The sequence below is a fragment of the Hydrocoleum sp. CS-953 genome, from assembly GCF_002260545.1.
In the GTDB taxonomy this organism is placed as follows: domain Bacteria; phylum Cyanobacteriota; class Cyanobacteriia; order Cyanobacteriales; family Microcoleaceae; genus Trichodesmium.
In genome coordinates, this window is the sequence record NZ_LGSU01001472.1 from 1 (window position 1) to 16,238 (window position 16,238).

The window sequence follows — 16,238 nt, forward strand, 5'->3', positions numbered from 1 at the left end:
TTATCAAGGAATAGATATAGTTATTATTCCGCAAAATCAAGACGGAATAGAAGTTATTACGGCGACCCTGGAAAAATATATAAACTCTCACAAAAAATTAGATGCTATTCATATATTTTCCCATGGTAGCCCCGGCAGTATAAAACTAGGAGACATATTTCTCAATACACATACTATTAAACTTTATAAAAATCAGATTAAAAAATGGCGAGCAGCACTAAAAACAACAGCAGATATCTTACTTTATGGTTGTAATGTCGCAGCCGGAATAGGTCAAGCTTTTGTCAACCAACTACAACAATTAACCAAGGCAAATATTGCTGCTTCAGTTAACCCTACAGGTGCTTATCCTGGAGATTGGAAATTAGAATTTACTACCGGAAAAATTAAAGCTCCTAAAGTATTAAAACCAGAAATAATGGCTAGTTATAATGGTACTTTAGCCATTATTACAGTTACCAATAATAATGATAGTGGAGCAGGGTCTTTAAGACAAGCGATCGCTACTGCCAAAGATGGAGACACCATTGTATTTGATACCAATTTAGCTAACCAGACAATAACCCTTACTTCCAGTCAATTAGACATCAAGGAAGACATAATAATTGATGCAGTAGATGCGCCAGGTTTAACTATTAGTGGGAATGATACCCATCGAGTTTTCCACACAGGTCATTATACAGATGTTGCTATTAAAAATCTGACAATTGCCAATGGCAGAACCACCGAACCAGGGGCAGCAGGAAACGGAGCCGGAATCAAGACTGGCTTTCAAAGTACGCTAACCATAGAAAACAGCACCTTTGAAAATAACGTAACCTCTGGAGAAGGAGGCGGTGCTATTTGGGCAGAGCATCAGAGTAATACGACAATTATTAACAGTAAGTTTGACAACAACGATGCTACTGCCGGAGAAAGTGAAAGAGGTGGCGGTGCAATTTCTACAAATGGCTTTGCTGTTCTAACAGTTGAAGATAGTGAGTTTACGAATAACAAAGGAATTAACGGTGGTGCTATCAATACTCCTTCCACTGCTTTGACAATAGAAAATTCGATATTTATCAATAACGACACCACTGCTGGAGCATTCACACCAACTGGTAAAAAAGGCTTGGGGGGTGCAATATATACCGATGGAGTTTCTGCCAGTTTCGGGGGCGATAACGGCAGCATTATCATCCGCGATAGTTTGTTTGAACATAACAAAGGTGCCGGTGCTGGTGGTGCAGCGTTCTTGTATACTTATCCGGGGGATAATGTAGTAGTTGAAGATACTCAGGTTCTCAATAATTCTGTAATTTTTAACGACGAGAATTTTGCTCATGGTGGGGGGATCAGACTGGGTACAGGGAACAGTAGCGCTGGCCGTACCACTCCGGTGCAGCATCAAATTACCAATACTACTTTTGCGGGCAATACTGCCGAGTCCCAGGGTGGAGGTTTGTGGGTCCAACAACAACCAGATTTAATCACAGTCAATATTGTCAACAGTACCTTTTCCGAGAACAGAACAGAAAGTCCGGATGGTACGGTGGGACTAGGAGGAGCGATCGCTACCTTAGCACCTACGACAATTACTAACACGACAATTACTAACAATTATGCAGCAAATATTTCAGGTGCTATTCACACTAAAGAGAGTGTAGTTCCTGATATTGAAGTCAGAAATACGATATTTGATCGCAATACTGCTGGGAATGTATATGGCATTAGCCAACAAACACACTATCAATTAACTGACAGGGGAGGTAACTTACAATTTCCCGCAGTAGATAGCGATGACAAATTAGTGACGGCGAATATTGTAATTGGCGATCCTAACTTGGGAGAGTTGCAAGAAGTTGACGGTTTCTTGGTTCATCCCTTGGAAGATGGTAGTGCTGCCATTGATGCAGGAGTTGATACTAATGCACCGACCACAGACCAGTTAGGTAAGACTCGCCCTGTGGATGGTGATAACAATGGTAGCAGCATTACTGATATTGGTGCTGTTGAGTTTATCCCTACATCCTCTATAACTGGTGATAACTCAGATAACTTACTCAACGGTACATCAGATGATGATTTTATACATGGCTTGGGTGGCAATGATACTTTGAACGGTGGTAGTGGTAGTGATACAATAGGTGGAGGTGCGGGTAACGATCAACTTAACGGTGATAGTGGGGACGACTTTATCCACGGTCAGGCAGGTAATGACGAACTCAATGGTGGTGATGGTCAAGATACAGTTGGTGGTGGCAATGGTCAAGATACTATCAACGGTGGCAATCACGCAGATAGTCTCAAAGGAGGTATAGGGAACGACCTAATCAACGGTGATAGTGGGGACGACTTGCTCCGAGGTCACGCAGGTGATGACGAACTTAATGGCGGTGATGGTCAAGATAAAGTTGGTGGTGGCAAAGGCAACGATATTATCAACGGCAATGCAGGTAATGACTCCCTGACTGGTTGGTTGGGTAATGATACTCTTACAGGTGGTACAGGAAATGACATTCTTAACGGTGGGGATGGTCTAGATATTCTCAATGGCGAACAGGGTAAAGATACTTTAACAGGTGGTAGTAATAGCGATCGCTTTATCTTTGATATTAGCAGTCAATTTAACTTGACTGATATTGGTTCAGATATTATTAGAGACTTCAATAGTGCTGAGTCAGACAAAATAGTTCTAGATAAAAGTACCTTTAGCAGTTTGAGTAGTCTAGTTGGGGATGGTTTCAGTGTGGCAGGAGAATTTGCCATTGTTGATAGTGATGCAGCAGCAGATACTAGCAGCGCTAAAGTAGTTTATAATTCTGCCAATGGTCAACTTTTCTATAACCCTGATGGTAAAACTAGCGGTTTCGGTGAAGGAGGTCTGTTTGCAACTTTAGAAAATCAAGCCAACTTGCAAGCTCAAGATTTTCTCTTAATATAGCACTACGCATTCAGGGCGCGGACATTTCTAAATCCTGTTTGCGGAGCATTTCCCTATAGGAAAAACCCTTTGACAGTTTACTATTCCCTATTCCCTAGCCCGTAGCGCTATATAACTTTGAAAAAAGAATGCTAGAGATGCTTGACATACTCCCGACGTTGCCCGTAAGGGCAACGCGGGATTCTTCAGTCTGGGAAACCCTGACCGCTGCGCGTGACAGAGGTGATGTCGGACCCCTGTGTTGACATTGATACTAACAAAATGTACCTAGCATGTCTTGCGGCATATGAACGTTTAGCTTATGAAGGTATCCGAATCTTTGCCCTGGCTTTCCCATACGACGCTCCCCCACCGGAGAGCTTTGACTTCCCCGAAGGGAAGTTAAAAAGAGCCGTTCCCATTCATTTTTCCTTTTTGTTTCAATCTTTACCGAATAATTACAGGACTTACGCAGGATAACCCATAAACCCGGTTTCTCGTAGACGTCTATTGCTCAAAACAACGATTTATTATAGAAACCGGGTTTCTTTGCATGGATGAAACACATCGCCATAACCAAAATCTTGTAGGGACGTTGGATAACAAAAATGCTTTTTCCGTTCCGGAATGCTCCGCAAAACGTCCCTACTGTGGTTCATTAAAATGAAAACCGCTATAAACGGTTGAAGTAAATTTACAATTGTGTTGGGTTGGGAGCATCACCATACACTGTTTTCGGGTCAAAAGTTTTCTCCGTTTCGGTAAATGTTAACTGAATTGGTTGCTGGGATTCACTTGCACTTTTTCCCGTAGGAATACAGCGATAAAAACAAGAACGATAACCCACATGACAACTAGCTCCCGAACCAGCTACTTTAACCTGCATCCACAAACAATCTTGGTCGTCATCAATAGCTAACTGCTGTACTTTTTGCACCAGTCCACTAGATTGACCTTTATGCCATAGCTGCTGACGACTGCGACTGTAATAGTGAGCTTCACCTGTTTCAATGGTTTTAACTAACGCCTCTTCATTCATATAAGCGTGCATCAGCACTTCACCCGTGTTGGCATCTGTGGTGACAACTGGAATCAAACCATTGACATCAAATTTGGGCGCAAGTAACAAACCTTCTTCAACCTGTTCTACGGAAGTGCGAGTGGTAAATAGGGGATTCATGTTAGCTAAATTTTGTAATTTTGACAATCATTATTATATCAGGATTTACGCAGAAGAACTCCCCAAACCCGATTTCTCCTAGAGGTCTATTGCTCAAAACAACGATTTATCGTAGAAACCGGGTTTCTTTGCGTAAGTCCTATATATAAAAAAAGTAGTTAATCTATCTAATAATTTTGACCGTAAGGCGATCGAGTAGTTGATTTAAATAGTCGGGCAGATGGGAATATTGATGGGGTTTATTCAAGTCTTGGCAATCTGTATTAAACTCGCAGTCTGGTGAAATTTTTCCCGTGTTGCCATCGACAAAAACATTCCAATATTTACCGATCAAACCGACAATACTAATATTAATCATCCACTCATTATTATCAAAACAGGTTGCACCTACAACCTCAAACAAGTGACAATGTTCTGGAAATACTTCCAGATTGGACAAGAGATAATCGAGGGCTGTTTGTTTGATAGTAGTTAATTCTAGCATACAGGTGTAATCTTCAAATATTTACATAGGTAGTATAGTTAACTTTCAGCCGATAGCTTTCTCGGCGATCGCTCAAAAGCCTAGCCAAAAGTCTATTTCGCTTGGGATTTGACTATCTAGGCTCCATTTTCACCAATCTTGACCACCAGTTTCCCGCTTTTCTCGACTTCCTCCGTTTTTTGTCCTGTACTTAAGTGCAAGCTATGAGAAATTTGTTGAGAATACAGTTCTTTCTCGGTAGATTTGTAGGTTGGGCAAGCATAAGGAGGAAAATTCTCAATTCTTTCATTAGACTTTGCCCACCCTACGCAGCTTCATCGTGAGGGATGAAAGCGTAGATTATCTCTACTCAATTGATCGAGTTTGGTCACTCCCATCAATTTCATATCACGCTCAATCTCAGTGCGCATATTACCTAAAACACGCTCAACTCCTGCTTGCCCAGCAGCGGCCAATGCAAAAAGATAGAATCGCCCACCTGAACAGGCTTTAGCTCCAACAGATAGCGCCTTCAGCACATGAGTACCGCGCTGAATACCACCTTCGCAAATCACATCAATTTTATCCCCAACAGCATCACAAATTTCTGCGAGTTGATCGAAGGGGCTGCGACAACCATCGAGCTGACGGCCTCCGTGGTTAGAAACCATAATACCCGTACAACCAATATCAACAGCACGCTTGGCATCTTCCACACTCATTATCCCTTTCAGTGCAAACTGCCCATTCCACTGCGAGCAGAGTTTTTCAGCATCATTCCAATTCATGGATTGATCTAGCATCGTTGAAAAATAATCGCCAACAGAAACTGCTAAATTAGTTCCCTGGGAGACATAGCCAGACAAATGTGGCATATCGAACTTTTCTTTTGTCAAAAAGTTCCAAGCCCATGCTGGGTGCGTCGCAAAACTCATTAAGGAGTCAAGTGTTAATTTGGGTGGCGAAGTAAATCCGGTACGCAAATCCCGTTCGCGATTACCACCAGTAATGGTATCGACGGTTAATGCCAACACATTAAAGTTCGCTGCTCGTGCGCGTTCAAGCAACGCATCATTCAAGCCACGGTCTTTATGGAAGTAGAACTGAAACATCTTAGGCGTGTTTGCGATTTTGGAGATTTCTTCAACGGTGACAGTCGCCAGTGAAGATACCCCAAACATCGTGCCATATTCTGCAGCAGCCCTCGCAACCGCACGCTCTCCTTCGTGATGAAAAAGGCGTTGCAATGNTTCGCTGCTCGTGCGCGTTCAAGCAACGCATCATTCAAGCCACGGTCTTTATGGAAGTAGAACTGAAACATCTTAGGCGTGTTTGCGATTTTGGAGATTTCTTCAACGGTGACAGTCGCCAGTGAAGATACCCCAAACATCGTGCCATATTCTGCAGCAGCCCTCGCAACCGCACGCTCTCCTTCGTGATGAAAAAGGCGTTGCAATGCTGTCGGGGCACAGTAGATAGGCATATCTAGTTTTTGCCCCATCACCTCAACTGACATATCCACATCTTCCACACCGACAAGCACGTTCGGAATAAGATCGCAGTCTCCATAGGCTTGAGTGTTACGCCGATAGCTCTGTTCATCATCGGCGGCTCCATCGATGTAATCAAAAATCGCTCGTGGTAGTCGGCGTTTCGCTAATTTTCGGAAATCCTGAAAATTGTGACAGTCATTCAATCTCATAAAATACCTCAGTCAGATTTATGTTTACTAGGCACTCCATACTATATCAATCCTATTTGAGTCGTGTCAAATAATTAGTCCCTTGAGGGAATGGGGAATAAGCAATGGCAAATATTACGGAATAGGAAAAAGGGAAAAGTACACAGAAAAAGGGAATTTCTAATTTCTGTGTACTTTTTAATTTTTGACAATCTATTTAGGATTGCTATATTCCATTTTGAGAAGCATTAAACCTTCATCGCCAGTCTCTAGGGAATGAACTGTTCCAAAATTACCAGTTTATTGAGATATCAGTTCTGACAGATTGTTGGAAGTTGTTCATCTTGCCAACCACTAACTCCTGGCTGGAATTCATCCCAAGTCTTACATACTTGCTCGTAGCATTGAGGNTTTGACAATCTATTTAGGATTGCTATATTCCATTTTGAGAAGCATTAAACCTTCATCGCCAGTCTCTAGGGAATGAACTGTTCCAAAATTACCAGTTTATTGAGATATCAGTTCTGACAGATTGTTGGAAGTTGTTCATCTTGCCAACCACTAACTCCTGGCTGGAATTCATCCCAAGTCTTACATACTTGCTCGTAGCATTGAGGTGGTGTGATGGGTAGGTTTTTCAAGTAAAAGAACATCGCCTGCTCGAAAGACTCCAGCAACAATACAACTTCTGTGGTTGGATCATAATTATCGACAACTTCCAAGATGTGACCAATCATAAAGTCATGGCGCAAAATTGCAGTGTCAGGAGCCGCTAACCAGGCATTCAGGAACGGGGCAAGGCGAGAACGTCCGACAAAATGGGTTTGGAATGATTCTCCGCCAACCCCCAATGTTGGAGAATTTGTGCTACAAACTATCGCACCGCGCTTCTGACTGAGATGACCAACCCAAGCATTATAGCCAATGACTAACAAATTACTGGCAATAAAATCTTGATGCCAATNAGTGTCAGGAGCCGCTAACCAGGCATTCAGGAACGGGGCAAGGCGAGAACGTCCGACAAAATGGGTTTGGAATGATTCTCCGCCAACCCCCAATGTTGGAGAATTTGTGCTACAAACTATCGCACCGCGCTTCTGACTGAGATGACCAACCCAAGCATTATAGCCAATGACTAACAAATTACTGGCAATAAAATCTTGATGCCAATTCGATCTATCGTTTGTTTGACTCATTAGAGACCTCTATTTTGAAAGCAAATCCAGTTGGAATTTAGGCTAAAGGAGCTATGCTGATGCCTAGAGAGCCGGTCAAGTATTCTGAGAAACCACGTTTTTTGGTATATCAGAAACCCGGTTTTTCCAAAAAACCGGGTTTCTTGACCGACTCTCTAGCAATTATCAAGAAAAATTAGAGGTCGCCTGGATTTCAACGCGACCCCATTGCCGATCGCTCTAACTAAGCACTAAAATATCTAGCGACAGGATGATAGGTGACAAAAGCAGTAGTCGATTGCTCTGGATAAAGCTGTTCACTCTCATCGATCAATAACCCAATGCGCTCGCATCCCAATAATTGCAACTGTGGCACTTGATCCATCACCGTCGGACAAGCTGGATAGCCAAAACTATACCGAGAACCTTGATACCTTTGGGCTAATACATCGCGAATGTTATCCGGTTCTAAATCCCCATAGCCTAATTCCCGTCGAATCCTGGCATGACTCCATTCTGCCAAAGCTTCCGCCAACTGCACCGCCATCCCGTGGAAGTACAGATAATCGGTGTACTTGTTGTCTTTATAGAGTTCCTGTGCTTTCTCGGTGGCGATTTCTCCCATAGTGACTGCCTGCATAGGCAAGACATCAAATTGATCCTGTTCGACTGGGCGGATGAAATCAGCAATGCACAGCCGACGCCCGGATTTCTGACGGGGGAATGTCCAAGTGACAAACGGGGTTGCTGTTTTCGGTGTTAAGCCTTGCTCAATCACACTAGGATCGTAAACATGAACGGAATTGTCAATAGCTGCACAGGGGAAATAACCATAAACTAGAGTTGGCTCCAACCATTTTTCCGTGCGAATTTTTTCCTTCCATTCTTCCAAGATCGGATGAACTTTTGATGCCAGGAACCAATCATATTCCTCGCGAGATTGACCTTTCGGTTTACGGAATTGCCATTGCCCAGCGAACAGTGCCTGCAAATCCATGTACCAGAACAGTTCTTCTAAATCTAGATCGTTACTCCGAAGAATTTTCGTCCCCCAGAAAGGCGGCGTAGGACGTTCGATATCAATCGCCACATCTTCCGAGCGTTTGGTATCAATGACAGTTGGTTCATCTGATTTCTTCCCATCGCCATCTGATTTCTGCCCATCACCATTGAGTTCTCGATCTGAATCTTCAATCGCCTTACGTCCCTTTTGGTTAAACTGAGCATATTCCCCTGTAAAGCCTTCGGTATCCACCCAGGATTGCTGTTCTTTGGCGGGCATCAGTCGATCCATAAAGGTCAAATCGGCAAAAGCATCTTTACCGTAAATCACCTGCCCGTTGTAAGTATCTTGACAATCTCCATAGACAAATTTTGGTGTGAGTGCTGCACCACCTAAAATCACTGGAACTGTAATACCTTTAGCATTAAATGCTGCCAGATTTTCTTTCATAAATGCTGTAGACTTCACCAGCAAGCCACTCATGGCAATACAATCAGGCTGATGCTGCTCATAAGCTTCGACGATCGCCTCAATAGCTTGTTTAATGCCCAGATTGACAACCTTGTAGCCATTATTGGTCAAGATGATATCCACCAGATTCTTCCCGATATCATGGACATCCCCTTTAACGGTAGCAATCAGGAATTTACCTTTACCGCGATCTTCGTCCTCTCCTTCGATTTTTTCCATGTAGGGTTCCAGGAAAGCAACGGCAGATTTCATGGTTTCGGCTGACTGCAACACGAAGGGCAATTGCATTTGACCAGAGCCAAACAGTTCGCCCACAACCTTCATCCCATCCAACAAGAAAGTATTGATAATCTCCAGTGCTTTATGACCTGCATCTAAACCCGCCTTTAACGCATCATCTAATCCAATCCGCTCGCCATCAATAATATGTTGCTTCAAGCGTTCGTCGATGGGCAAATCTGCTAAGGAAGCACTCGATCTAGCATCTTTTGCACTCACTCCCGCAAAAATTTCCGTCAACTTCGTCAACGGATCGTAGGTGCAAATATCCCCTTCAAATTTGCGCTTGTCATAAATCAAATCGCGACATATCTGTTGATGTTCTTCGTCAATCTTCGATAAGGGCAAAATCTTGGCAGCAGAGACAATCGAACCATCCATCCCAGCTTTCATCGCTTCATTCAGGAAGACAGAATTTAAGGTAATGCGNCCGCAAAAATTTCCGTCAACTTCGTCAACGGATCGTAGGTGCAAATATCCCCTTCAAATTTGCGCTTGTCATAAATCAAATCGCGACATATCTGTTGATGTTCTTCGTCAATCTTCGATAAGGGCAAAATCTTGGCAGCAGAGACAATCGAACCATCCATCCCAGCTTTCATCGCTTCATTCAGGAAGACAGAATTTAAGGTAATGCGAGTGGCTGGACTCAAGCCAAAAGAAATATTAGAGACCCCCAGCATAAAGTGAACACCGGGCAGATTTTCCCGAATCAGTCGAATTGATTCGATGGTTGCTTTGGCATTTTCCCTATCCTCCTCAATCCCAGTTGAAATCGGTAGGGCTAAGGTATCATAGAAAATTTCATGGGGTGGAATCCCAAACTTGAGCGCATCCTCATAAGCCCGTTTGGCGATTTCAAATTTTTTCTTGGCGGTTCGAGCCATTCCCTCTTCATCGATACAGCCGATGACAACCCCTGCGCCATATTCTTTTGCCAATTCCAACACTTTAAAAAATCGCTCTTCCCCATCTTCATAGTTGGTGGAATTGAGCAAACATTTGCCCCCAGCGACCTTGAGACCAGCTTCCATTTTTGTCCATTCGGTGGAATCGAGCATCAGTGGGAGAGTCGTATTAGTCACCAGTCGCGATACCAGTTCTCGCATATCCCGTTCTCCATCACGCCCGACGTAATCCACGTTTACGTCCAGCATATGCGCCCCTTCTTTAACCTGGGATTTAGCGATCGCCAATAACCCATCCCAATCATCTTCATTCAACAGCGTGCGGACTTTCTTAGAACCACTGGCATTTAATCGCTCACCAACAATTAAAAAAGAATTATCCTGCTCATAAGTTTGGGCGGAATAAATGGAAGCTGCTGCTGGCGTATAGGAGATGGGTTCTCGAAGCTCCCCCACGGCATTTTTTCGCACCGAACGCTCTTTTAGTGTGGTGTATTCCACAGCCTCGGCTAAAGCTTGAATATGTGCTGGGCGCGTACCGCAGCAACCCCCGACAATCTGAACCCCATGTTCCGCAATGAACCCTGTCATGGCAGTTGTATATTCTTCGGGGGTCATTTTATAAACCGCCTGACCACCAACATTTTCTGGTAGTCCCGCATTGGGAATACAGGAAATGGGGAAGGGGGAATTTTCTGATAGATATTTGATATGAGAGGTCATCAAATTAGGACCAGTGGCACAATTTAGCCCCAAAATATCAATGGGGAAGGGTTCGAGGATTGCCAGCACCCCAGAGATATCCGTCCCCACCAACATGGTTCCCTGGATTTCCATAGTCACGGACACCATTAAGGGGAGTCGCGAACCTTTTTTGGCAAACACCGCCTCAAACGCACTCAGTGCCGCCTTAATTTGCAGAACATCTTGACAGGTTTCCACGATGAAAAGATCGGNTTAGCCCCAAAATATCAATGGGGAAGGGTTCGAGGATTGCCAGCACCCCAGAGATATCCGTCCCCACCAACATGGTTCCCTGGATTTCCATAGTCACGGACACCATTAAGGGGAGTCGCGAACCTTTTTTGGCAAACACCGCCTCAAACGCACTCAGTGCCGCCTTAATTTGCAGAACATCTTGACAGGTTTCCACGATGAAAAGATCGGCTCCCCCGTCATAGAGACCTTCTGCTTGCACCATGAAGCTCGCTCTCAATTCATCATAGGTAATATGACCGAGGGTGGGTAGTTTGGTTCCTGGACCGATGGAACCTGCGACAAATCTTGGTTTTTCGGGAGTCGTAAACTCATCCGCACAACGGCGAGCCAATTCTGCAGCCTTTCTACTTAGTTCGTAGGCGCGATCGGCTAGATCGTACTCTGCGAGAACNACCTTCTGCTTGCACCATGAAGCTCGCTCTCAATTCATCATAGGTAATATGACCGAGGGTGGGTAGTTTGGTTCCTGGACCGATGGAACCTGCGACAAATCTTGGTTTTTCGGGAGTCGTAAACTCATCCGCACAACGGCGAGCCAATTCTGCAGCCTTTCTACTTAGTTCGTAGGCGCGATCGGCTAGATCGTACTCTGCGAGAACTAAGGGGCTAGATCCAAAGCTATCAGTCTCGACAACATCCGCCCCTGCTGCGAGAAAATCACGATGGACCTTGGCCACTGCTTCTGGCTTGGTGATGACTAAATATTCATTACAACCTTCATATTCCGGTCCACCAAAGTCCTCGGCGGTCAAGTTTTGGGATTGGATGTTAGTTCCCATCGCGCCATCAAAGATTACCACTGGACGATCCGGATTTTGGAGGCGTTCGAGAAATGAAGTCTTTAACTGAGGTTTGGGAGCTTCAATACTTAGCATAGTCGTAATGGTTATAGTTGGTCTTGGACTTCTCCTGCAACCTTTTTAACCCCAAAGCAATTCGGCTTGGAAAGTTGAGGAGGATAATTGTTTATGAGAATGATAATTATTCTCATAATTAAGATAACATAAAAATACTTTTTATTTATTTACAATTGTCGTCATGTTGGATTAGGGCCATCACCATCAACTACTTTTGGGCCTTTTTTTGACCTTTTAATCAATATTCCTGCCCAAGCAAGTAATAGAGTAAATAAAGATTGTAGCGATCGCCTGCCTCCCCATCAACATCAGGGCAAACTTGAAAGACTGTTCGCAAGCGATCGTCAGTGCTGTCACCAGACAGGGGAACAGTACCCCAGCCAGATAAACGCCTGTGAGGATTAGCACCGGAGACAACAGGCTGACCGTATTGGGTTCAGCAAAAGCAGTAGGCCGTATTTGCGAACTGATGCCAGAATGACAGGCGATGCAGTTTCAGGTGGTAGGCGAAACAGTCCCATTGCTGGATTAATCAACCGACTCAGACCATTCAAAACATCGATTCAGTCCAGATTTGAAGGACTATGGCGATAATGAAGATTTGATGAAGAAAGCCGCATAACATCCGCTGACAGGGCTAATATGCAGAGTAAGATCGTGATAAACCCCTAATTTGGGATATTATCAAGATTTGGCTCTGTGTAATATGCCAAATTGGAAAAATAGACTGACTACGATCTGCATAACACTCTATTGTGGGGTGTTATCAAGACTTTATTTAGCCTAACGTCATTCACAGGGCTGTTATCGCGATCAAGATCAGCCTAATACCCCTAATTGGAATGGTTAGACTGACTTAGATAGGAGCAAGCATAATAAGCAATAGTTAGCCATATTTTGGGCATCTCCAAGCTAAGATATGCTCCAGTTGATCATAGAACTTCTATTGTGCTTGACTATTTCTAGAGGAGATACTTAAGCTATTTATTGCTTCAACTTCAGTGAAGCATCGGAATCGTGGAGAGAAATTTAATGGTTCAATTAAATCGACGTGCATTTCTGACGAGTAGTATGGCTGTAGGACTAACTAGCACCCTCGCTTTAGGTAAGTTAGGTCAAGCCAAAACAACTCGACCAGGAACAAATACTCTCGCCAACCAACTATTCCCTATTCCGCCTGAAGCACTTGCTCGCATGAGGGAATCCGACGAATTGATAGATTACGATGCACTTGGTTTAGCCCAACTGATCAAAGCACGAGAGATTACGGCTAGAGAGTTAGTTGAAGTAGTTATTCGTCGTATTGAAGCGATGGAGCCAATTATCAATGTCTTGACTACTCCTACCTTCGAAAGGGCTTTGGAAAAAGCTGATCAAATTCCTCTCAACAGCACGTTTGCTGGTGTGCCAATTTTAATCAAAGATATGATTGATGTCGGGGGAGTCCGTCGTACCGATGGCTCACGACTGCAACTGACAAATGTCCCAGTCAGAAATGTGAGATACATTGACGGGGTCGAAGCCGCAGGCATGAATATTGTAGGCATGACCAATGTTCCAGAGTTTGCCCAGTTGGGTATTGTCACGAATAATAGTGCCTTTGGCTTGAGTCGCAACCCCTGGGATTTATCTAAGTCCACACTGGGGTCTAGTGGAGGAGCAGGGGCTGCTGTGGCAGCAGGAATTTTGCCTTTAGTTCACGGAACTGATGGCGGTGGCTCCAACCGATTGCCCGCCTGTGCCAATGGCGTTTTTGGCATGAAACCTAGCCGAGAACGTATGCTCTCTGGTGAATCCGATGGTGGGCATAATCCGTTCAAAACAAACCAGGCTTTGAGTCGAACAGTGCGTGATAGTGCCGCCCTTTTCAATGACACTGAAGACAAGTCTAGCCAAGTATTTGAACCTGTGGGGCTGGTGACTGGTCCCTCAACCCGACGATTGAAGATTGGTTATGCTGCCTCAATTCGTGGGGGGCTGGTCGTTGAAGAGCCTGTTCGTAAAGCCCAAGAAAATGTTGTACGGTTGCTGCAAGATTTGGGGCATGAGGTCGTTGAGGTCACTTTCCCCGTGAATGAGGTGGAGTTTTTTACAAACTATAATGGTGCATTTTTACGACAATTCGGGACTGTGGCTGAATCTACAGAAATCCTCAGTGGTAGAGCAGCCGCCGAGTCAGGTCTCCTAGATCCATTTACCGCTTCCCTAATTGAATACGGCGCTTCCATTACAGATGAGCAAGAAGCCCAAGGGCAAGCCTATCTCGCTAAAGTTCCAGGCTTTTATATTGAGACTTTTGAATCGATCGATATTTTGATGTCGCCAGTCATGCCTGTTATATTTGTCGAGGGAGACGCACTAACACCAAACGACAGAGTCAATGACTCAACTCTAGAGTTCCTACAAAATCGTCTGGCCTATACGGCTCCCACTAACGTGGCTGGTAATCCAGCTATGTCAGTACCTTTAAATTGGGATGATGAGTCAGGTTTGCCGATTGGTACTATGTTTCAAGCGGCCATTGGCAATGACAAGATGCTGTATGAACTGGCCTATGAACTAGAAGAGGCAAGACCTTGGAAAGAGCATTGGGCACCATATTCTGTCAAGTACATTCCTGTGTAAATTATTACGGTAACAGCAAGGACTAAGCTTATGATTTATAAGGTTGAGCACCCAATATACGTCTAACCCTAGACTGCACCGGACTGCTACTTGAAATATCTACTTGAGGCGATAAGTTATCTGCAGCCGGTGAGTCTTACCGTTGAGCTGACAAATCTCACCTAGCAAATACGGCATAGATTACAACCCTTAAAATCCACGAAAAACATAAAACCCAAGGGAGATGAACCTTGGGCCTATGAGTCATTTGGAGTAGGCGATCGCTTGAAATTGGGACNAGACTGCACCGGACTGCTACTTGAAATATCTACTTGAGGCGATAAGTTATCTGCAGCCGGTGAGTCTTACCGTTGAGCTGACAAATCTCACCTAGCAAATACGGCATAGATTACAACCCTTAAAATCCACGAAAAACATAAAACCCAAGGGAGATGAACCTTGGGCCTATGAGTCATTTGGAGTAGGCGATCGCTTGAAATTGGGACATTTCTCTAGAGCAAATAATAGAAGCGCGTAGGGTGCGTTCATCGGTCACAACCCCAACATAAAACCAACACTTCAAAATCTGATGAACGCACCAAAACCCCTAAATCAGGTAATGTGCCTAAAACGGTACATTACCTGATTTAGGCATGTCTCCGTCGCCCTTCCGCATCTGCTGTACACAGTGCTGCCAGGACACTTTCGGGAGTAATTTCGCAGGGTTCGTTATAAATGGTTTCACCCACACCACAAGCCCGCTGAGCTGCTAACAACAGGCGATCGTCACTGATGCCATCAAGTCCGATATCGGCGAGGGNCATCTGCTGTACACAGTGCTGCCAGGACACTTTCGGGAGTAATTTCGCAGGGTTCGTTATAAATGGTTTCACCCACACCACAAGCCCGCTGAGCTGCTAACAACAGGCGATCGTCACTGATGCCATCAAGTCCGATATCGGCGAGGGTGGTAGGGAGGCCCACTGACTCACAAAAGCCAAACACACGATCTATGACTTGGCTGGGGCGATCAGTGAGAATCAACATAGCAAGTAGCCCGAACGCTACTTTTTCGCCGTGCCAGAATTTCTTGGTTTCCTCTAGAATCGTAAACCCATTATGGATGGCGTGAGCAGCAGCGAGTCCGCCACTTTCAAACCCGAGTCCACTCAACAACGTATTCGCTTCCACAATCCGTTCTAATGCGGGAGTCACCACATCTTGTTCGCAGGCGATTTTCGCGTGAACTCCATATTCAAGCAGCGTCTCGTAACACAAATGAGCCAAGTTAAAAGCTGTCATAGGTCCCATGCGGCCAGTCATATTTTTAGCCCGTTTGATTTGACAATCTTCAGCTTCAAACCAAGTTGCCAGAGCATCTCCCATTCCAGCTACCAGGAACCGAACCGGGGCGCGGGCGATAATATTGGTATCCACTAACACCAGATCGGGATTGCGTGGTAATATTAAATAACGTTCCCAAACGCCTTCGGGGGTGTAAATGACAGCCAAGGCGCTACAGGGAGCATCCGTAGAAGCAATGGTGGGAACAATAGCAGCAGGAAGTTGTAAGTGATGGGCAGTTGCTTTGGCGGTATCGATGGTTTTTCCGCCCCCCAATACCAACGATCATATCAACGTTCTGGGCTTTACCTAAAGCTACCATATGTTCGATTTCAGGATCGCAACATTCGCCCCCAAATCGTTCTAGATAGA

General features: G+C 44.6%; 7 protein-coding genes and 5 pseudogenes. 2 read left to right on the top strand and 10 right to left on the bottom strand.

Going from position 1 to position 16,238, the window contains the following annotated elements; translation table 11 throughout:
• On the top strand, window positions 1–2,923 hold a 2,923-nt coding region (locus tag AFK68_RS31920), incomplete at its 5' end, for a DUF4347 domain-containing protein (protein WP_094678181.1).
• Between the two features lie 673 nt (window positions 2,924–3,596).
• Here the strand turns inward: AFK68_RS31920 and hisI are convergent.
• From hisI to AFK68_RS37690, 9 genes and pseudogenes are all read right to left on the bottom strand, one after another.
• Window positions 3,597–4,082 (bottom strand): phosphoribosyl-AMP cyclohydrolase, encoded by a 486-nt coding sequence (gene hisI / locus AFK68_RS31925; RefSeq protein WP_094678183.1) that lies wholly within the window; start codon window positions 4,080–4,082, stop codon window positions 3,597–3,599.
• Between the two features lie 163 nt (window positions 4,083–4,245).
• Window positions 4,246–4,566: a hypothetical protein gene (locus tag AFK68_RS31930; RefSeq protein ID WP_094678185.1), complete on the bottom strand. Its 321-nt coding sequence runs from the start codon at window positions 4,564–4,566 to the stop codon at window positions 4,246–4,248.
• 314 nt (window positions 4,567–4,880) lie between these two features.
• Window positions 4,881–5,726 carry an alpha-hydroxy acid oxidase gene (locus AFK68_RS31935; protein ID WP_371357647.1) on the bottom strand — a complete coding sequence of 282 codons (846 nt, stop codon included), beginning with the start codon at window positions 5,724–5,726 and terminating at the stop codon, window positions 4,881–4,883.
• Between the two features lie 69 nt (window positions 5,727–5,795).
• Window positions 5,796–6,247, bottom strand: a pseudogene (locus AFK68_RS47265) (alpha-hydroxy-acid oxidizing protein); the annotation flags it as partial.
• A gap of 1,398 nt (window positions 6,248–7,645) precedes the next feature.
• Window positions 7,646–9,583 (bottom strand): vitamin B12 dependent-methionine synthase activation domain-containing protein (locus AFK68_RS31950; RefSeq protein WP_210407729.1); only part of this gene is annotated, 1,938 nt, incomplete at its 5' end.
• A gap of 1 nt (window position 9,584) precedes the next feature.
• Window positions 9,585–11,018: pseudogene (locus AFK68_RS31955) on the bottom strand (dihydropteroate synthase); the annotation flags it as partial.
• 1 nt (window position 11,019) lies between these two features.
• Window positions 11,020–11,452: pseudogene (locus tag AFK68_RS31960) on the bottom strand (homocysteine S-methyltransferase family protein); the annotation flags it as partial.
• A 1-nt stretch (window position 11,453) separates the two neighbouring features.
• Window positions 11,454–11,936: pseudogene (locus AFK68_RS31965) on the bottom strand (homocysteine S-methyltransferase family protein); the annotation flags it as partial.
• 216 nt (window positions 11,937–12,152) lie between these two features.
• A complete protein-coding gene (locus tag AFK68_RS37690) occupies window positions 12,153–12,326 on the bottom strand; it encodes a hypothetical protein (protein WP_168186741.1) in 174 nt (57 codons plus the stop codon).
• Window positions 12,327–12,950: 624 nt separating this feature from the next.
• On the opposite strand from AFK68_RS37690, the gene AFK68_RS31970 reads away from it, so the two are divergent.
• Window positions 12,951–14,543, top strand: coding sequence for an amidase (locus AFK68_RS31970; protein WP_094678191.1), 1,593 nt, complete (start codon window positions 12,951–12,953; stop codon window positions 14,541–14,543).
• A gap of 800 nt (window positions 14,544–15,343) precedes the next feature.
• Here AFK68_RS31970 and AFK68_RS47270 read toward each other — a convergent pair.
• Window positions 15,344–16,148, bottom strand: a pseudogene (locus tag AFK68_RS47270) (glycerol dehydrogenase); the annotation flags it as partial.
• Between the last annotated feature and the right edge of the window lie 90 nt (window positions 16,149–16,238).